Source organism: Flagellimonas alvinocaridis (genome assembly GCF_004916895.1).
Classification (GTDB): domain Bacteria; phylum Bacteroidota; class Bacteroidia; order Flavobacteriales; family Flavobacteriaceae; genus Flagellimonas; species Flagellimonas alvinocaridis.
This window is the reverse complement of record NZ_SNTZ01000003.1, coordinates 226,202-246,863: the sequence shown is the minus strand read 5'-3', so window position 1 is coordinate 246,863 and position 20,662 is coordinate 226,202. Positions and strand designations below refer to the sequence as shown.

General features: G+C 44.0%; 13 protein-coding genes. 12 read left to right on the top strand and 1 reads right to left on the bottom strand.

Annotated elements, in window-relative coordinates; translation table 11 throughout:
• Positions 1 to 225: 225 nt before the first annotated feature.
• The 9 genes from purL (at position 226) to EZV76_RS08570 (ending at position 14,452) form a co-directional block, all read left to right on the top strand.
• The gene (purL, locus tag EZV76_RS08610) at positions 226 to 3,906 is read left to right on the top strand and encodes a phosphoribosylformylglycinamidine synthase (RefSeq protein WP_136566139.1); all 3,681 of its coding nucleotides are present in this window, start codon (positions 226 to 228) and stop codon (positions 3,904 to 3,906) included.
• On the top strand, positions 3,896 to 4,351 hold the full coding sequence (locus tag EZV76_RS08605) for a GNAT family N-acetyltransferase (protein ID WP_136566138.1): 456 nt from the start codon (positions 3,896 to 3,898) through the stop codon (positions 4,349 to 4,351). Before purL ends, EZV76_RS08605 begins: the two co-directional genes overlap by 11 nt.
• Positions 4,352 to 4,442: 91 nt before the next feature.
• Positions 4,443 to 6,212, top strand: a complete 1,770-nt coding sequence (locus EZV76_RS08600; protein WP_136566137.1) for an AMP-dependent synthetase/ligase — start codon at positions 4,443 to 4,445, stop codon at positions 6,210 to 6,212.
• Positions 6,213 to 6,528: 316 nt separating this feature from the next.
• Complete coding sequence (locus tag EZV76_RS08595) at positions 6,529 to 6,975, top strand: MarR family winged helix-turn-helix transcriptional regulator (protein ID WP_136566136.1); 447 nt, start codon at positions 6,529 to 6,531, stop codon at positions 6,973 to 6,975.
• Positions 6,976 to 6,990: 15 nt separating this feature from the next.
• On the top strand, positions 6,991 to 9,396 hold the full coding sequence (locus EZV76_RS08590) for a 3-hydroxyacyl-CoA dehydrogenase/enoyl-CoA hydratase family protein (protein WP_136566135.1): 2,406 nt from the start codon (positions 6,991 to 6,993) through the stop codon (positions 9,394 to 9,396).
• Between the two features lie 73 nt (positions 9,397 to 9,469).
• Positions 9,470 to 10,660: an acetyl-CoA C-acyltransferase gene (locus tag EZV76_RS08585; protein ID WP_136566134.1), complete on the top strand. Its 1,191-nt coding sequence runs from the start codon at positions 9,470 to 9,472 to the stop codon at positions 10,658 to 10,660.
• Between the two features lie 33 nt (positions 10,661 to 10,693).
• The gene (locus tag EZV76_RS08580) at positions 10,694 to 11,050 is read left to right on the top strand and encodes a four helix bundle protein (protein ID WP_136566133.1); all 357 of its coding nucleotides are present in this window, start codon (positions 10,694 to 10,696) and stop codon (positions 11,048 to 11,050) included.
• A 39-nt stretch (positions 11,051 to 11,089) separates the two neighbouring features.
• Positions 11,090 to 12,901, top strand: coding sequence for an acyl-CoA dehydrogenase FadE (locus tag EZV76_RS08575; RefSeq protein WP_136566132.1), 1,812 nt, complete (start codon positions 11,090 to 11,092; stop codon positions 12,899 to 12,901).
• A 102-nt stretch (positions 12,902 to 13,003) separates the two neighbouring features.
• Complete coding sequence (locus EZV76_RS08570; RefSeq protein ID WP_136566131.1) at positions 13,004 to 14,452, top strand: pyridoxal phosphate-dependent decarboxylase family protein; 1,449 nt, start codon at positions 13,004 to 13,006, stop codon at positions 14,450 to 14,452.
• Here EZV76_RS08570 and EZV76_RS08565 read toward each other — a convergent pair.
• Positions 14,442 to 16,244, bottom strand: coding sequence for a glycoside hydrolase family 15 protein (locus EZV76_RS08565; RefSeq protein WP_136566130.1), 1,803 nt, complete (start codon positions 16,242 to 16,244; stop codon positions 14,442 to 14,444). The genes EZV76_RS08570 and EZV76_RS08565 overlap by 11 nt on opposite strands.
• A 103-nt stretch (positions 16,245 to 16,347) precedes the next feature.
• Between EZV76_RS08565 and EZV76_RS08560 the strand changes: the two genes are divergently transcribed.
• The 3 genes from EZV76_RS08560 to EZV76_RS08550 are packed head-to-tail and all read left to right on the top strand — an operon-like array spanning position 16,348 to position 20,643.
• Positions 16,348 to 18,558, top strand: coding sequence for a bifunctional alpha,alpha-trehalose-phosphate synthase (UDP-forming)/trehalose-phosphatase (locus EZV76_RS08560; RefSeq protein ID WP_136566129.1), 2,211 nt, complete (start codon positions 16,348 to 16,350; stop codon positions 18,556 to 18,558).
• The gene (locus tag EZV76_RS08555) at positions 18,555 to 20,087 is read left to right on the top strand and encodes a nuclear transport factor 2 family protein (protein ID WP_136566128.1); all 1,533 of its coding nucleotides are present in this window, start codon (positions 18,555 to 18,557) and stop codon (positions 20,085 to 20,087) included. The genes EZV76_RS08560 and EZV76_RS08555 overlap by 4 nt, the downstream gene beginning before the upstream one ends.
• Before the next feature lie 52 nt (positions 20,088 to 20,139).
• Positions 20,140 to 20,643 (top strand): VOC family protein, encoded by a 504-nt coding sequence (locus EZV76_RS08550; protein ID WP_136566127.1) that lies wholly within the window; start codon positions 20,140 to 20,142, stop codon positions 20,641 to 20,643.
• The last annotated feature ends 19 nt before the right edge of the window (positions 20,644 to 20,662 follow it).

Here is a 20,662-nt window from a genome sequence, read left to right as displayed (position 1 = left end):
ATTAGCGTTAATCCGTCTAAGATAGGAAAACCCAACATCTTTTTACAGCAAATCGAAAATGCAAAAACTTAACACCCAAGTAATTTCACAAACAATAGCCCTATAACACTTTGTCAAATGAAGACTATCAACATTTTCAGTTAACAACTCCGTTGGACCATAGCCGAAAATCCAGTCCAAAGTCGTAAATTTGCACTTTCTTAAACCGTTCAATCCATACTCTGTATGATTCATTTTTTCGGGGACAAGGCTACTAAGGTTTTTGCCGTCCAGACTACTCAGGAGATTGCTCAAAAAGACATTGAAAAACTAACTTGGTTGTTTGGCAACCATCCCAAGATACAAGCGGCGTCCCTGGACGCCTTTTTTGTTGGGCCCCGTGCTGCCATGGTTACCCCATGGAGTACCAATGCCACAGAAATTACCCAAAACATGGGCATCAAAGGAATTCTAAGAATTGAAGAGTTCCGGTCAATCACGGTAGACTTTACGGATTATGACCCTATGTTGTTCCAGAAATACAAAGGGTTGGACCAGAGCATATTCACTATTGACATTGTTCCTGAAGCTATTCTGGAGATTGAGGATATTGCTGCCTACAACCAAAAAGAAGGATTGGCCCTTAGCGATGAAGAAGTATCTTATCTAGAAGGGCTTTCCAAAAAATTGGGACGTAAGCTAACAGACTCCGAGGTTTTTGGGTTCAGCCAAGTGAACTCTGAGCACTGTAGACATAAAATATTCAACGGTACTTTTGTTATTGACGGTAATGAAATGCCCTCCTCTCTTTTCAAACTCATTAAAAAAACATCTGAGGCCAATCCCAACAATATTGTTTCGGCCTACAAGGACAACGTAGCGTTCATTGAGGGGCCCAAAGCCATTCAATTTGCGCCAAAAAGTGCCGACAAGCCTGATTACTATGAAGAAAAGGAATTTGATTCGGTACTATCCCTAAAAGCGGAAACCCACAACTTCCCGACCACTGTTGAGCCTTTCAATGGGGCTGCCACAGGTTCTGGAGGGGAAATCCGGGACCGTTTGGCAGGAGGTAAAGGGTCTTTGCCTTTGGCAGGAACCGCCGTATACATGACCTCCTATTCCCGTTTGGAAGAAAATCGTCCATGGGAAAAGGGAATGGCTGAACGTGACTGGCTGTACCAAACCCCAATGGACATTTTGATCAAGGCTTCCAACGGGGCTTCTGATTTTGGCAATAAATTTGGTCAACCCTTGATCGCAGGTTCTGTACTCACATTTGAACATGCCGAGGAAGCCCGAAAATTGGGCTTTGATAAGGTCATCATGCTCGCCGGAGGTATTGGCTATGGAAAAAAGGACCAAGCCTTGAAAGACACTCCGAAGAAGGGAGACAGAATAGTCGTTCTAGGTGGTGACAATTATCGTATTGGAATGGGTGGCGCTGCAGTTTCCAGTGCCGATACAGGTGAATTCAGTTCTGCCATAGAATTGAACGCTGTGCAGCGTTCCAACCCAGAAATGCAAAAAAGGGCTTCCAATGCTGTCCGTGGACTCTTGGAAAGTCATGACAATCCTATAGTTTCCATCCATGACCATGGTGCTGGTGGACACCTCAACTGCTTGTCGGAACTTGTGGAAGATACGGGAGGCACCATTAATACGGACAAACTCCCCATTGGAGACCCTACCCTATCCAAAAAAGAACTTATCGGGAACGAATCCCAAGAACGTATGGGACTCGTCATCGGAGAAAAGGATTTGGGTCTATTGGACCGCGTGGCTGCCCGTGAACGCGCGCCCATGTACAATGTAGGTGAGGTCACTGGCAACCACCGATTTACATTTGAGTCAAAAAAAACAGGTGAGAAGCCCATGGATTTGGAACTTTCGGACATGTTCGGAAGCTCTCCCAAAACCATTATGGAAGACACTACTTCCCATCAAAAATATCCTGCCCTGTCCTATTCCTTGGAGCATTTCCATGACTATTTGGAGCAGGTACTGCAACTGGAAGCCGTAGCTTGCAAGGATTGGCTCACCAATAAGGTGGACCGTTGTGTGGGTGGCCATGTGGCCAAACAACAATGTACTGGACCTCTTCAACTACCCTTGAACAACTGCGGCGTGATGTCGCTCGATTTTAAGACCAAGGAAGGTATTGCCACCAGTATTGGACACTCCCCTGTTTCTGCCTTAATCGATGCAAAAGCCGGTAGTAGGAACAGTGTGGCAGAAGCTTTGACCAACATCGTATGGGCGCCTTTAAAAGATGGATTAAAATCTGTCTCTCTCTCAGCCAACTGGATGTGGCCTTGCCGAAATGAAGGCGAAGATGCCCGTTTGTATGAGGCCGTGGAGTCCCTTTCAGATTTCAGTATTGCATTGGGCATCAATGTTCCAACAGGGAAAGATTCTCTTTCCATGAAACAAAAATATAAGGATAGTGAGGTATTATCCCCTGGAACCGTTATCGTTTCTGCGGCAGCCAATTGTAACGACATTACCAAAGTAGTGGAACCTGTCCTTCAAAAAGATGGCGGCGCCATCTACTATATCAATGTTTCCAAAGATGGGTATAAATTGGGAGGTTCTTCCTTTGCCCAAATTTTAAACGGCATTGGAGATGAAACCCCATCGGTTTTGGATGCTGACTATGTAAAGACTGTTTTCAATACTTTGCAAGAACTCATTAAAAAAGACCAGATTTTGGCCGGACATGATGTAGCCTCAGGAGGTCTGATCACCACCCTTTTGGAACTCTGTTTTGCTGATAATGCCCTTGGGGCGAACTTGGACCTATCCAGTCTTGGTGAAACAGATATCATCAAGCTTTTGTTCAGTGAAAATATTGGTCTAGTTTTCCAAAGTAAGGATGATTCCGTGGAAGATATTTTGCAACAAGCTGGTATCAAATTTGTCAAAATTGGGACCCCCACTTCAGAAAGCACCCTGAAAATCAAAAACAACGGGGTTGAAATTGGACTGAACATTGCTTCGCTTCGCGATACTTGGTTCAAGACTTCATACCTATTGGACAACAAACAAACAGCCAAGGGCTTGGCAAAAAATCGATACGAGAATTACAAAAACCAACCCCTGCAATATATTTTTCCAGAGAATTTTGATGGAAAATTGTCATCTCGAGCGAAGTCGAGAGACAATAGCCGACCCAAAGCGGCAATTCTCCGTGAAAAGGGAAGTAACTCCGAGCGTGAAATGGCCAATGCTATGTACTTGGCCGGGTTTGATGTAAAGGATGTGCACATGACCGACCTCATCTCGGGTAGGGAGACGTTGGAGGACATTCAATTTTTGGGTGCCGTAGGCGGTTTTTCTAATTCCGATGTTCTGGGCAGTGCCAAAGGATGGGCCGGTGCTATCAAATACAACCAAAAGGCCAACAAAGTGATCAATGATTTCTTTGCCCGTCCTGATACGCTTTCGGTTGGTATCTGTAACGGGTGCCAGTTGTTCATGGAATTGGACCTCATTAACCCCGAGCACGAAACCCATGGCAAAATGACCTATAATGAATCTAGGAAACACGAGAGTAATTTCACTTCGGTGAAAATCCAAGAAAACAACTCGGTAATGCTATCCAACTTGGCCGGAACCACACTGGGGGTATGGATTTCACATGGCGAGGGTAAATTCAGTCTTCCCCAAAAGGAAGATGATTATGACATTGTGGCCAAATACGGCTACGAAGGTTATCCTGCCAATCCCAACGGAAGCGATTATAATACCGCTATGCTCTGTGACAAAACCGGAAGGCATTTGGTGACCATGCCGCATATTGAACGGTCTACCTTCCCTTGGAACTGGGCCCACTATCCTAAAGATAGAAATGATGTGGTATCACCATGGCTCCAAGCCTTTGTAAATGCCAGAGAGTGGGTCGAAAAAATAAACAATGTGGATTAGAAAGGCCTTAAAATCTGATGTTCCTACCATTGTAGGCATGCTTGCCAATGACAAGTTAGGACAGCTTCGGGAAGATTATAGGGACCCTTTGCCCAATATTTATTTTGATGCATTTGAAAGGATTGATTGCGATCCAAATCAAAAATTGGTGGTCATCGAGAATGATCAAAAACAAATTTTGGGTACCCTCCAACTTAGTTTCATCCAATATTTAACCTACCAAGGGGGAATCCGGGCCCAGATAGAAGCTGTTCGGGTAAATAGTGAGCATCGAGGAAAAGGAATTGGCAAAAAGTTGTTTCAATGGGCCATTGCACGATCTAAAGAAAGAAAAGCCCATGTAGTACAGTTAACTACGGATAAGAAACGCCCTGATGCGTTAAAATTTTATCAATCCTTGGGTTTTGTCGATTCTCACGAAGGCATGAAACTACACCTACTGTGAAATTGATAAATAATTATCAGGTTTTTTAAATAACCAATTTTAAAATACCACTTCCTTTCCCTATTTTGCAATTACCTAATAGAAACTTAGTATGCAAAACGTTACCCGATTGTTTGATTTCCCCTATTACCAGTTGAACAAACTTCCGCTGGAAAAGTCATTGGTCACCAAATACAATGGCAAATGGGTAGCAACCTCAACCCAAGAATATGTGGAAAAGGCCAATGCCATTAGTAGGGGCCTGTTGCGCATGGGGGTACAACCCAATGACAAAATTGCCATAATTTCCATGACCAACAGAACAGAGTGGAACATTATGGACATTGGGGTACTTCAGATTGGTGCGCAGACCGTTCCCATTTATCCCACCATATCCGAAGAAGATTACGAATACGTACTGAACCATTCCGAGGCAAAGTATTGCTTTGTTTCATGTGATGAGGTACTCCAAAAAATACTGTCTATCAGCGATAAATTAAAAAAGTTGAATGATGTGTATTCCTTTGACCAATTGACCAACTGTAAAAATTGGGGGGAAGTCTTGGAAAAAGGAGCTGATAATTCCAATCAAGATGAGGTGGAAAAATTAAAAGATCAGGTAAAACCGGAGGATTTGGCCACTTTAATCTATACTTCGGGTACAACGGGAAGACCTAAAGGAGTTATGCTCTCCCATGATAATATTGTGTCCAACGTAATTTCAAGCGAAACAAGGGTTCCTTTTGAAACCGGCGGCAGTGCCCTGAGTTTTTTGCCTGTCTGTCACATTTTTGAACGGATGATTTTATACCTCTACCAATATTGTGGAATTGAAATCCATTTTGCCGAAGGGTTGGACAAAATCAGCGATAACGTCAAGGAGGTAAAACCCAATGTAATGACAGTGGTACCTCGATTGTTGGAAAAGGTTTATGATGCCATTATTGCCAAAGGGACCTTACTGACCGGAGTAAAGAAAAAACTGTTTTTCTGGGCCGTGGAACTTGGACTAAAATACGAACCCTACGGTAAAAATGGGTGGTGGTACGAGAAACAATTGGGTCTTGCCCGAAAACTTATTTTCAGCAAATGGCAAGAAGGTCTAGGTGGGAACCTTTCGGTCATGGTATCAGGAAGTGCCGCTTTACAACCCCGTTTGGCTCGCATATTTGCTGCCGCAGGCATGCCGGTCATGGAAGGTTATGGTCTTACCGAAACCTCTCCGGTGATTGCGGTAAACGATCAACGGAACAAAGGATGGAAAATAGGTACGGTTGGCCGAATCATAGATGGGGTTGAAGTAAAGATTGCCGAGGATGGTGAAATTCTCTGCAAAGGCCCCAATGTAATGATGGGCTACTATAAGGACCCAGAAAAAACGGCAGAAGTAATGACCAATGGCTATTTTCATACAGGAGATATTGGCGAAGTGGATTCCGATGGCTTTTTACGCATCACCGACCGTAAAAAAGAAATCTTTAAAACCTCTGGTGGAAAATATGTAGCGCCTCAGTTGTTGGAAAATCGCTTTAAACAATCCCGTTTTATAGAGCAAATCATGGTGGTAGGTGAAGGTGAAAAAATGCCCGCAGCCCTGATACAACCCAATTTTGAATTTCTGCACGAATGGGCCAAACGCCATAAGGTAACAGTAGGGGAAAACTCGGATATTGTCCTTAATGACAAGGTCATTGCCCGTATCCAAGAAGAAGTGGACCTAGCCAACGAAGATTTTGCCAAGTGGGAAAAGGTAAAACAGTTTCGTCTGACCCCTGATGTATGGAGCGTGGACAACGGTCACCTGACCCCTACCATGAAACTGCGTAGAAAAATTGTAAAGGAGAAGTACCTTGATCTCTATAATGACATTTATGGACATTGATCTTTCAATGACCGTCTAAGATGAATAATTATCCATATTCATTGTCTCTGGTCATTTCCAGCCTAGGCAAAAGATTTAATTTGGAGAGAACAATCATCAGAGCATAATCAATGAACAAATGTCATTCCTAAGTAAGATAGAAGTCCTTGATTACATTTGATAGTTAAGCTCAAGCCTATTTGACCAGTTACAAAATCCCTTTTTGTTTGTTACCTGGTCAAGAAATCATTATACAGAAAATTTGTTTCTGAGTTAACTTAAATTTATTATGCATGCATAATAAATTTTTTTTATATTTGAGGAAACCAAACTACGTATGAAGGACTTGACCATTGATTATGCATTGCGGGCAACATGGCAGGCGGTCAGTAAAATGTACAATGAGGAGGCCAAAAACTATGGGCTTACCATGGCAATTGGTTTTACACTCTTGAGCATTGACCCAAAAAAAGGGACGCCAAGTACAGCCTTGGGTCCAAAAATGGGCATGGAGGCAACAAGCTTATCCAGAATTTTAAAGAATATAGAGGGAAAGGGTTACATCCAACGTAAACCCAACCCCAATGATGGTAGAGGGGTATTGATACACCTAACAGCACTTGGCTTGGAGAAACGGGAAGAATCAAAAAGTGTAGTTCTTCGGTTCAACGAAGTGGTAAAGGAACACGTGGAAGAAGAAGATTTACAAAGTTTCTTTAAAATAGTGGAGGTCATCAACAAACTTATTTCTGATAAAAAAGTATACATAAAAACAACTAATTAAAACAAACATTCATAAATGAAAAGGCATATCAATAAAGTTGCCGTCATCGGCTCCGGCATTATGGGAAGTGGCATTGCCTGTCATTTTGCCAATATTGGGGTCGAGGTTTTGTTACTGGATATTGTCCCACGGGAACTCAACGAAAAAGAAAAGGCCAAAGGCTTGACACTGGAGGACAAAATGGTTAGGAACCGCTTGGTGAACGATTCCCTCATTTCAGCCTTAAAATCCAAACCGTCCCCGATCTATCACCAAAAATTTGCCGATAGAATCGCAACAGGAAATTTGGAAGACGATATTGCCCAAGTGGCCCAAGTGGATTGGATCATTGAAGTAGTGGTTGAACGTTTGGACATTAAAAAACAGGTATTTGAGAATCTGGACAAGTACCGCACCGCTGGTACCTTGATCACTTCAAACACCTCTGGCATCCCCATCAAGTTTATGAGTGAGGGACGCAGTGAGGATTTCCAAAAGCATTTCTGTGGCACCCACTTCTTTAATCCTGCCAGATATTTAAAACTCTTTGAAATCATTCCGGGGCCAAAGACCTCCCAAGAAGTATTGGACTTCTTGAATGGGTATGGCGAACAATACTTGGGGAAAACCTCCGTGGTGGCCAAAGATACACCTGCTTTCATTGGAAACCGGATAGGGATTTTTAGCATCCAGAGCCTTTTTCACGCTGTAAAGGAACTGGGCATGACCGTGGAAGAAGTAGATAAATTGACAGGACCTGTGATTGGTCGACCTAAATCTGCCACCTTCCGTACTGTGGATGTGGTAGGATTGGACACCTTGGTGCACGTGGCCAACGGTATTTATGAGAACTGTAAGGACGATGAACGCCATGAACTCTTTAAACTTCCAGATTTCATCAACACCATGATGGAAAACAAATGGTTGGGGAGCAAATCTGGACAGGGATTCTATAAAAAAGTACAGGGCGACGATGGGAAAAGTGAAATCCTTACGCTTGATTTGGACACTATGGACTATCGCGCCAAAAAAAGTGCAAAATTTGCAACTTTGGAGCTCACCAAGACCATTGACAAGGTCATTGAGCGTTTTCCAGTATTGGTCGATGGCAAGGACAAAGCTGGGGAATTCTACCGAAAAAGCTTCGGGGCCCTATTTGCCTATGTGACCCATCGTATTCCAGAAATCTCGGACGAACTCTATAAGATTGATGATGCCATGAAGGCCGGATTTGGCTGGGAACACGGCCCATTCCAGATTTGGGATTCCGTAGGACTGGATAAAGGCTTGGAATTCATCAAGGCCGAAGGGCTGGAAGCTGCTTCATGGGTTGCAGACATGAAAGCGGCAGGCATCAATTCGTTCTATACCGTAAAAGATGGGGCTACCTATTTCTATGACATTCCCAAAAAGACCATGGAAAAGGTCCCAGGTCAGGATGCCTTCATCATTTTGGACAACATCCGAAAGTCCAACGAAGTGTTCAAGAACAGTGGTGTGGTCATTGAGGATTTGGGCGATGGAATTCTCAACTGTGAGTTCCAATCCAAAATGAATACCATTGGAGGTGACGTATTGGCCGGATTGAACAAAGCCGTGGAGTTGGCCGAAAAAGACTTTCAAGGATTGGTCATTGGCAACCAAGCGGCCAATTTCTCTGTTGGGGCCAACATCGGCATGATTTTCATGATGGCCGTGGAACAAGAGTATGATGAGCTTAACATGGCCATAAAGTACTTCCAGGATACCATGATGCGGATGCGATATTCCTCCATTCCCACCATCTCAGCGCCGCATGGCATGTGTTTGGGCGGAGGATGCGAGCTGTCCATGCATGCCGATAAAGTAGTGGCCGCCGCAGAAACCTATATCGGTTTGGTGGAATTTGGTGTTGGGGTCATCCCAGGTGGGGGCGGTTCCAAGGAAATGGCACTCCGCGCTTCGGATACCTTTAGAAAAAATGATGTGGAATTGAACGTGCTACAGGAATACTTCCTGACCATAGGAATGGCCAAGGTATCCACTTCGGCCTATGAAGCATACGATTTGGGCATTCTACAAAAAGGAAAGGATGTAGTGGTCGTAAATAAAGACCGACAAATTGCCACGGCCAAGGCATACGCCAAATTAATGGCCGAGGCAGGCTATACCAAACCCGTTAAACGCAAGGACGTAAAAGTGCTTGGAAAACAAGCCTTGGGAATGTTCTTGGTAGGAACAGATTCCATGGAGGCTGGTCATTACATTTCGGAACACGATAAGAAGATTGCGGACAAACTGGCCTACGTAATGGCTGGTGGTGATTTGTCTGAAGCTACCATGGTTACCGAACAATATCTTTTGGATTTGGAACGAGAGGCTTTCCTTTCACTTTGTACGGAGCGGAAGACCTTGGAACGTATACAGCATATGTTAAAAACCGGTAAACCTCTGAGAAATTAGGAACAAGAATCAAGACATTGGAACCAAGACAGCCGTCTTTTCTCTTGGTTCTTGAATCTAAAAATCTAAAAAAATGAAAACAGCATATATCGTAAAAGCATATCGTACCGCAGTGGGCAAAGCACCACGGGGACTGTTCCGTTTTAAAAGACCCGATGAACTGGCCGCAGAGACCATCGAACACATGATGAAGGAATTGCCACAGTTGGACAAAAAACGCATAGACGATGTCATTGTGGGCAACGCCATGCCAGAAGCAGAACAAGGGTTAAATATGGCCCGACTCATCTCCTTAATGGGATTGGACATTGACGATGTTCCGGGAGTGACCGTCAATAGATACTGTGCCTCTGGGCTTGAAACCATTGGCATTGCCACCGCAAAAATCCAATCGGGAATGGCGGATTGTATCATTGCGGGAGGTGCCGAGAGCATGAGCTACATTCCCATGGGAGGCTATAAGCCCACCCCGGATTATGCCACCGCCAAAGAAGGACATGAGGATTATTATTGGGGCATGGGGCTAACCGCAGAAGCCGTGGCCCAACAGTTCAAGGTATCCCGCGAAGATCAGGATGTCTTTGCCTATAATTCACACATGAAGGCCCTAAAAGCTCAAGAAGAAAATCGGTTCCAAGACCAGATTGTACCGATTGAAGTGGAACATACCTTTATCAATGGAGCAGGGAAAAAGGAAACTACCAGCTACACTGTGACCAAGGATGAAGGGCCAAGAAAAGGCACCAATATCCCTACCCTGAACAAGTTAAGACCCGTTTTTGCCGCTGGTGGAAGTGTTACCGCAGGAAACTCCTCCCAAATGAGTGATGGTGCAGCTTTTGTCATGGTGATGAGCGAGGAAATGGTTAAAGAATTGAATCTGGAGCCCATTGCCCGATTGGTGAACTATGCCGCTGCCGGGGTAGAACCCAGAATTATGGGAATTGGCCCGGTAAAGGCCATTCCAAAAGCCTTGAAACAGGCCGGAATGAAGCAAAGCGACATTGAGTTGATCGAATTGAATGAAGCCTTTGCCTCACAATCCTTGGCCGTTATCCGCGAACTGGGCCTAAACCCTGAAATTGTAAATGTGAATGGCGGTGCCATTGCCTTGGGACATCCACTGGGATGCACAGGGACAAAATTATCCGTGCAACTCTTTGATGAAATGCGGAAACGCAATATGAAAGGGAAGTACGGCATGGTGACCATGTGTGTGGGAACAGGGCAAGGTGCAGCGGGTATATTTGAATTTTTAGCTTAGGAACCAAGACGGATAGAGGCAAGATTCAAGACTATGGGAAGACATAATTTTAAAAAACTTAAAATTTGGCAGGAAGGGATGATTTTGGTTGATGAAACTTATCAAATGATAAAAGAATTTCCGTCTATGGAAAAATTCAATCTTGTATCCCAAATGACCCGTTGTGCAGTATCCATTCCATCTAATATTGCCGAAGGTACAAGCAAATCAACAAATAAGCATTTTAATAATTATATCGAAGTAAGTCTTGGTTCTAGTTTTGAGTGGGAAACCCAATTAATTATTGCCTTGAACCAAAAGTACATTTCCATAGAGAAATTTGAATTTTTAGAACATAAAGTCCAACAACTACAAAAAATGATATCAAGCTTTCAAGATGGATTGAAATAAGTCCTGATTCTTGTCTCTTGAATCTAAAATCTTATAAAGATGAGCACAGAAACAACAAATAAAGACATTTTAAGAGGAGGTCAGTTTCTGGTAAAGGAAACCCCATGTGAGGATGTTTTCACCCTTGAAGACCTTACCGAAGAACAAAAAATGATGCGCGAAAGTACCAAGGAATTTGTAGACCGGGAACTTTGGGCACATTGGGAACGTTTTGAGAAAAAAGACTACGCCTATACCGAAGAGTGTATGCGAAAGGCCGGTGAACTAGGCCTATTGAGCGTTGCCGTTCCCGAAGCTTATGGCGGGATGGGAATGGGCTTTGTCTCCACCATGTTGGTCTGCGACTACATTTCAGGGGCTACAGGCTCCTTTAGTACGGCCTTCGGGGCACATACAGGAATCGGGACCATGCCCATTACCCTGTACGGTACCGAGGAACAAAAACAAAAATACGTCCCCAAGCTTGCCTCTGGCGAGTGGTTTGGCGCCTATTGCCTTACCGAACCCGGAGCTGGCTCCGATGCCAATTCCGGGAAAACCAAGGCCGTTTTGTCCGATGATGGCAAGTATTACAGCATTACAGGCCAAAAAATGTGGATTTCCAACGCGGGGTTCTGCAATATGTTCATTGTTTTTGCCCGAATCGAGGATGACAAGAACATCACCGGTTTCATTGTTGAGAACAATCCAGAGAATGGTATCACATTGGGCGATGAGGAAAAGAAACTGGGCATCCACTCCTCCTCTACCCGACAAGTGTTCTTCAACGAGACCAAGGTACCTGTTGAAAATATGCTTTCCGAAAGGGGCAACGGATTCAAGATCGCCATGAATGCCCTGAACATTGGTCGGATTAAATTGGCTGCTGCCTGTTTGGAAGCCCAGAGACGGGTGCTCAATGAGGCGACCAAATATGCCAATGAGCGTATTCAGTTTAAAACTCCCATTATGAACTTTGGGGCCATCAAGGCCAAGATAGCCGATATGGCCACCAATGCCTATGTGGATGAGTCTGCCTCTTACCGAGCAGCTAAAAACATCGAGGACCGGATTGCCATTCGGGAGTCCGAAGGCAACTCGCACCAAGAAGCAGAACTCAAAGGTGTTGAAGAATACGCCATTGAATGTTCCATTTTAAAAGTGGCCGTATCCGAGCATGTGCAACACACCACCGATGAAGGTATCCAAATTTTTGGGGGAATGGGCTTTAGCGCCGACACCCCAATGGAATCTGCTTGGCGCGATGCCCGTATTTCACGGATTTATGAGGGAACCAACGAAATTAACCGGATGTTGGCCGTGGGCATGTTGGTGAAAAAGGCCATGAAAGGCCATGTGGACCTTTTAGGTCCTGCCACTGCCGTTGGTGAGGAATTGATGGGCATTCCATCTTTTGATACGCCTGACTTTTCCGAACTGTTCTCCGAAGAGAAGGATTTGGTGACCCGTTTGAAAAAGGTCTTCCTTATGATCGCCGGTAGTGCCGTTCAAAAATTTGGTCCGGATTTGGAACAGCACCAGATGTTGTTGCAATCCGCCGCGGATATTCTGATTCAGGTGTATTTGGCCGAGTCCACCATCCTCCGTACCGAGAAAAATGCAAAACGTTTTGGTGAAGAAGCCCAAGCTACGCAAATTGCCATGTCCAAACTCTATTTATACAGAGCCGTGGATATCGTCATCCAAAAAGGAAAAGAAGCCATAGTTTCTTTTACCGAGGGAGATGAACAACGTATGATGCTGATGGGACTGAAGCGTTTCACAAAATATACTAACCAGCCCAATGTTGTGGCACTTCGTACGCAAATTGCGGATAAAGTGGCCGCAGATAACGGGTACACCTTTGATTGATGCAATTGTTTTTTGAAACAAAACAACTGAGAAGCCGCCCTTTTAGGGCGGTTTTTTTATGTGCTATTTTGCAAGGTTGCATATACGGTATACCTTTATCCTATGGAAAGGAACACTATGGAATCCCTTTATGACCAAAGGCAATTTAGGGAAATGGGTCACCGATTGATAGATCTTTTGGCCGACCACATCGCCAACACCACTTCAGGGAAAAACCCAAAGACTATTGACTGGGCTGAACCTAGTACCGAACTGGAATCTTGGAAGGATTTTTTCAACAACGGAAATGCAGATGATTTCTTTGAAAAGGTCATACAAAGAACCACCCATACCCATCATCCCAAATACATTGGGCACCAAGTGGGGGTTCCTGCCCCAATTACCGCCTTGACGGGCTTACTGGCCTCCTTGCTGAACAACGGAATGGCTGTTTACGAAATGGGAATGTCCCCTACGGCCATGGAGCGTATCATTACAGACCATATTTGCAAAAAAGTGGGTTATGGGGAAACATCCAGAGGGTTGCTGACATCAGGCGGGACCCTGGCCAATCTGACTGCATTGCTATCGGCACGGAAAGCCAAGGCAAAGCACAACGTTTGGACGGAAGGCAGCTCCCAACAACTAGGCATCATGGTGAGCGAAGAAGCCCATTATTGTGTGGACCGTGCGGCACGTATCATGGGGTTGGGCGACCAGGGAATCATTAAAGTTCCGGTTACAAAGGATTTTACCATGGACACTTCCCAACTGGAAAATTACCACGCCAAAGCCTTGGAAAATGGAGTTCACGTTTTTGCGATTGTGGGCAGCGCCCCATCCACCGCGACCGGCATTTATGACGATTTGGAGGCCATTGCCCGGTTCGCAAAAGAAAAAGGATTGTGGTTCCATGTGGATGGTGCCCATGGAGGTGCTGCCATTTTCTCTAAAAAATACAAACATCTGCTCGCAGGGATTGAAAAATCGGATTCCGTGGTCATAGATGGACACAAAATGCTGATGATGCCTACCCTTACCACGGCACTTCTATACCGGGAAGGTATTCATTCGCATACCACCTTTGTCCAAAAAGCGGACTACTTATTGACCCATACGGATGAGGAAGATTGGTATAATGGAGGGAAAAGAACTTTTGAGTGCACCAAATCCATGATGGGCCTACATTGGTACATTTTACTAAAACTATACGGGGACGACATTTTTGACCAGAATGTGACCAAACTGTATGATTTAGGAAAAGAATTTGCCCAATTGATACATAGTGATTCTAATTTCGAGTTGGCCATTGAACCCATGTCCAACATCCTCTGTTTCCGGTATGTGGCACCTCAACTGAGTTTGGAACAGCTTAACAGCTTGAACCAATCCATTCGTCAGCAATTATTGGAGGATGGGGAATTTTATATGGTCCAGACCCAACTAAGGGGCGTGCATTACCTAAGGACCAGTTTAATGAACCCCTTTACCACCATGGAACATTTGGGGTGGCTATTGGAAAAAATCAAAACCCTAGCCGAAAAATTGATGGCTCCGGAACCTACCCTATAGATTCCAATATTTTTTCCTCGCTCTGCTTTCTTGAAAAGTTGATGGCACATTCGATCAAAGCCAAATGGGAATACGCCTGTGGGAAATTACCCAATAAGCGCTTGGTCTTAAAATCAATATCCTCGCTAAAGAGTCCCAAATGATTGCTATGGCCCAACAAACGTTCAAAAAGTTCCAAAGCCTTCTCTTCCTCCCCTATTTTAAAGAGGCTGTTGATGAACCAAAAGGTACAAATGGTAAAGGACGATGAGGGTTCGCCAAAATCGTCCTCATTCTTATAACGATACAATAATCCATCATTGCTCAATCCCTCCTCAATGGCCTGCACCGTGTTCACATATTTGGGGTCTCGGGCATTGATAAAACCATAGGGTTCCATCAACAATACCGAAGCGTCCAAGTGGCGGGAACCATACGATTGCACAAAGGCATTGATGTCACTGTTCCATGCATTTTCATGGATATCTCTTTTAATTTCTTGCTCAAGTGCTGTCCATTTTTCAATCTTATGGGTCTTTCCAAAGATCTTGGCCACTTTAATGGCCCGGTCCAAAGCCACCCAGCACAGTACCTTGGAGAAGGTAAAATGTCTGTCTTCTCCTCGGAATTCCCAAATACCCTTGTCCGGTTCCCTCCAGTGTTTGCTTACGATCCAGACAATTCCTTTGGTGATGCTCCACAGCTCTTCCACATTTTCAATGTCATTGCTGAATTTCACCAACTGCTCATAGATGACATCCATAAGGATACCGTAAATATCGTTTTGCTTTTGCTTATAGGCGGCATTGCCAATACGAACGGGTTTCGAGCCCTTGTATCCATCCAAATGGTCCAAGGTTTGCTCCGTGAGTTTCTTTTCTTGATTGATACCGTACATAATCTGGAGTTTTTCATCCTTGTCCGGCATAAGGTCAATGATAAACTGCAGGTATCTTTTGGCGGAATTCTTATGCCCCAGTTCGGAAACCACCTTGATTACCATGGAGGCATCCCTGATCCAACAGAATCGGTAGTCCCAATTACGGACCTCACCAATGGTTTCGGGTAAAGAAGTCGTGGCGGCGGCCAAAACCGCCCCCGTTTTATCGTATGTAAGCATCTTCAAGGTAATTGCACTCCGTACGATTTCCTTGTTGAACTTTTTATAGGTAGGGGTCTTATCCACCCAATCCAACCAATACACTTTGGTCCGCTCCAACTCCAAGGCCATTTTCTCCGTAGTGGGCTTAAGAATTTTCTCGTTGTAGCAAATCATAAAGTATCCATCCTCCCTCAATGGGATTTCCTCTTCTTCCAATACCACCCTTTTATTGAACGAAGTATACAGGAACAGGGTATCATACTTTAACTTATGGGTGAGACTCGCTACAAAATCCTTTTTCACATGATGTTCGGTCTGCCCCAACCCGTATTCCAGTTTGGGGTCGTACTTGACCTTAAAGCTCGGCTTTCCCGAAACATACTTTACATACCGAATGATCTCTGGTGGTGCATTATACTTTCCATTGTTGTGTTTATGGTGCCTCGGCATAAAATCATGCACTTCAAAAACATCTTCCCCTCGGGAAAAACGTGTGATCAATATAGCTGTGCTATCATAGTATTGTTGATGAGTTTCATACGCATCATCCACAAGAAACTCAAAACTCCCTCCTTTTTCCTCATCCAACAATTTTGCAAAGACGGAAGTGGAATCAAATTGAGGCAGACAACACCAATCCAACGAGCCCGTTTTTGAGATCAAGGCCGCACTTCTACAATTTCCAATAATTCCATAATCCAGGTTATCCATAGGCTAATTATCCTCAAAAGGTTTAGAATGAATTGCTTTTACAGTCGAATTTCCCGAAATTTAAAGAAACTTAAAAGTAAAACCTGTCAAAAAATACCCTTTTATGGCCAAAACTATCATAATCTCAAATCGACTGCCCGTTCAATTGCAAATCAACAATGGAAGCATCAATGCCATCCCCAGTGTAGGAGGATTGGCCACCGGAATGAAATCCGTGCATAGTGGCAGTGAAAGCCTTTGGATAGGTTGGTCTGGCCTCACGGATGAGGATACACCCCCTGAACTTGAAGATGCCATTGACAAGGCCTTGAAAGAAAATGGCTGTGCCAAGGTAAAACTGAATGCCCAGGAAGTGGACGGTTTTTATTTTGGTTTCAGCAATAGGACCGTATGGCCCCTATTTCATTATTTTTTGAAGTATTCCGAGTTTGAACTGGATTTTTGGAATACCTACAAGGCCGTGAACCAGAAATTCGCCGATGCCATCATTGAAAAATCGGATGAGGATGACACCATTTGGGTACATGACTATCAGTTGATGCTGGTTCCGCAAATGGTCAGGGAAAAACGCCCCAATACCTCCATTGGATTCTTTTTGCACATTCCGTTTCCTTCCTACGAGATCTTTAGAACACTCCCTTGGCGTGAAGAAATATTGGAAGGCTTGTTGGGGTCCGATCTTATTGGGTTCCACACCTACGACTATGAAAGGCATTTTTTGAGTTCTGTGCGAAGACTACTGGGATTGGAGGTAAGCTTCAATGAGATTTATTTGGATAACCGCGTCATCAAAGTGGATTCTTTCCCTATGGGAATCGACTATAAGAAGTTTAGAGATGCCGCTTTGGTACAAGTTGAAAGAAAGCAAGACAATAGAAGTGATCTACAACAACGGCTGGACGATCATAAAGCCTCTGCCCCGGACACCAAATTGATCCTGTCCATAGACCGTTTGGATTACAGTAAAGGTATTGCCAAGCGCATCAATGCCTTCGAATATTTTCTCAACAAATATCCAGAGTACAAGGAAAAGGTACGGTTGATCATCCTTGCGGTGCCCTCTCGCTCCAATGTACCCCAATACCAATTGCTGAAAAAAGAAATCGATGAGTTGGTGGGACGCATCAATGGTGAACTATCCACGGTAAACTGGACCCCTATCTGGTATTTTTATCGTTCCCTTCCCTTTGAAAACCTCATCGACCTGTATACTTCCAGTGATATTGCGTGGCTTACCCCACTTCGAGATGGGATGAACCTCGTGGCAAAGGAATACATAGCCACCCGAACAGACAAGTCAGGGGTGCTTATTTTGAGTGAAATGGCCGGATCTGCCTATGAGATGAACGAAGCCCTTTTGATCAACCCCAATAATTTCGAGCAGCAGGCAGATACCTTGCATCAGGCCATTACCATGCCCTTGGAAGAGCAACAATCCCGAAATACCTTCCTTCAAAAACGGTTGGAACGTTACAATGTGGAAGTGTGGGCCAACGAATTTATGAGTGCACTCAACCAGAAAAAAACAGCGGGACACGCCTATATTTCCCAAAAAATCACAAACGAGTACCTCAACACCATCTCTAAGGAGTACTCAGACTCTTCAAAACGGCTGTTGTTCTTGGATTATGATGGTACTTTGGCCGGGTTCCACAAAGACCCCCAAAAGGCATTGCCCGATGAAGAGTTATACGCTCTACTGGACCAATTGCACAATCAAAAAGACACTACCCTATTCTTGATCAGTGGCAGGGATAAACAGACCTTTGGCAGGTGGTTCCTTCCCAAAAAGTACAATATGATCGTGGAGCATGGGGTTTGGATTTCCAAAGATGGTGAAGACTTTAAACTCTTGGAAAATGTAAAGAGCGATTGGATGGAAAAAATTAAACCGGTACTGGAATCTTTTGTGGATCGGACCCCTGGCTCTTTTATTGAAGAGAAAAACTACTCCATGGCGTGGCATTACCGAAACACCGACCCTGATTTTGGTGAAAAAAGGGCCACGGAACTCAATACGGTCTTGACCAGTCTTATCGGGAATGACGATATTAGCGTTCTCAACGGAAACAAAGTGATGGAAGTCAAAAGTAGTAACGTGAACAAGGGCAGGGCCGCCGTGCGCATGCTGGGAGAGGATGACTATGATTTCGTATTTGCCATTGGAGACGATTGGACTGATGAATTTATGTTCCAAGAACTCCCCAACTCGGCCATAACTGTTAAAGTGGGACTAAAAAAGACCCAGGCCAAATACCATGTTGAAAACACTAAACGGGTTCGGGAACTTTTAAAACGGTTTGCAAAACCATGATGAAACACTTCTACCTTTTAGTATGCTTGCTGATGACTTTCAACAGTTACAGTCAAGCAAATACTGAGGTCTACCTTTTTGACCTTGACATGAGCAACGGAAATGCTCCTTTATCCAATCCCAAGAATATATCCAACAATCATGGATATGACAACCAGCCCTCTTTTTGGGACGATGATACGGTATTGTTTTCTTCGACAAGGGCCGACCAAACCGATATCCTGCGATTCAACATCAATCAAGGAAGCACCTCTTCTTGGATTACCAATACACCCACGGGAAGCGAATACTCCCCACTGAGAATTCCAGGGGAAAACGCCATCTCTGCCATTAGGTTGGATTTGGATGGATTGCAGAGATTGTATGAATACGATATAAAAACCGGGGAATCCGAAGCTATTTCCGACTTAAAGATAGGTTATCATGTGTGGTACAATGACCATGTTTTGGTCTGCACAGTATTGGTGGCAGACCGGATGGATTTGGTGGTGATCGACCTCGATAATGGCTCCCAACATACCGTATACAAAAATGTGGGGCGCTCCCTCCATAAAATTCCAGGGACAGATTTGGTAAGTTTCATTAGCAAGGGCTCCTCAAAAAACGAACTTTGGCAAATCAAATCTCTTAACGTAACCAATCATGTAACAGATACTGTTTTAACGTTAATCGACCCCGTTGAAGATATGGTTTGGCTTCCCAATGGCGCACTTCTTATTCCCAATGACAACCGAATTTCCCTCTACAATCCAAAAGTGGGAGATACTTGGAAAGATTTCCAGGTTTTTGACAAAGACCAAGTCTTTAAAATATCCCGAATGGCCGTAAATCCAAGTGGAACGCGATTGGCCTTGGTCACAGAGATTTCACCCAAAGAAATCGTACAAAGGCAAGTGGATACCTTCAATAAACGGGATTTGGATGGGTTTGTCTCTTGCTATGCAGAAAATGTTCTGGCACAACGTTTTCCCAACGACACCATGTATGTGGGAAAGGCCAAAATGTTCTCCAATTATGAACGGTTCTACGCCAATACCAAAAATGCAAAGGTTGAGGTGGTTAAACGAATAACCCTAGGAAATAAAGTAATCGATGAGGAAATCACCATGGTTGATGGTCGACAGGGGCATCAAGTGGCTCTGTATACCGTTGAAGGTGGGCTCATCACCTCCATGACCTTTATTTTTCCCAATCAACAGACCGCAGATGCCGAATCCGTTGTGCAAGAGCAATTGGACGCTTATAATGCCCGCGACATTGATGCTTTTATGGATACCTATTCCGATACTATTGCCCTTTATAATTTTCCCAACCAAGTTACCCTCAAAGACAAAAAGGAAATGAGGACCAGATATGACTCCTTCTTTAAAAACACCTCCAACCTTCATTGTAAGATCAAGAATCGTATAGTTATTGGGAACAAGGTAATCGATGAAGAATATGTAACGGTAAATGATTCTGTGATAACCGCCGTGGCCATCTATGAAGTAGAAAATGGAAAAATCGTAAAAGTCACTTTTTTACAATGAGTCTTTTTGCTACTTTCATAGACTCACATTTTAAAATTTAAACCGTATCGCCATGAAAATCAACTACATTGCCTGCATCATGTTAGTACTCACCTTTAGTACTGTCCAAGCCCAGGATAATTACGAAAAATTGACCATTTCCATTGGTGTTGTCGTCTCGGACCTTGAAACCTCCCTCGATTTTTACACCAATATCATGGGTATGGAAGAAACCGGCGAACTGGATTTAGATGGTTCTTTCGGGAAAGTCTCGGGATTGACAGGGGGAAAGCCTTTGTTGGTAAAAATCTTAAAGCTCAAGAACAGTCCAGATGCGACAGAATTAAAATTAGTATCGTTCGGAAATGAAAAAACGGACATGGACAACCATATTCAAGATCAAAATGGCATGCAATACACCACTTTTTTCATAAACTCCACAGAAAACATCATAAAACGCATTCGCGAAAACAACATTAAGTTTCTGGGGGACACTCCCATACAACTACCCGATGGAAGAAATTTTATCCTGATTCAAGACCCTGACGGTGTTTTTATCGAAATCATTGGTCATTGAACCCTTTTTACAACAAATC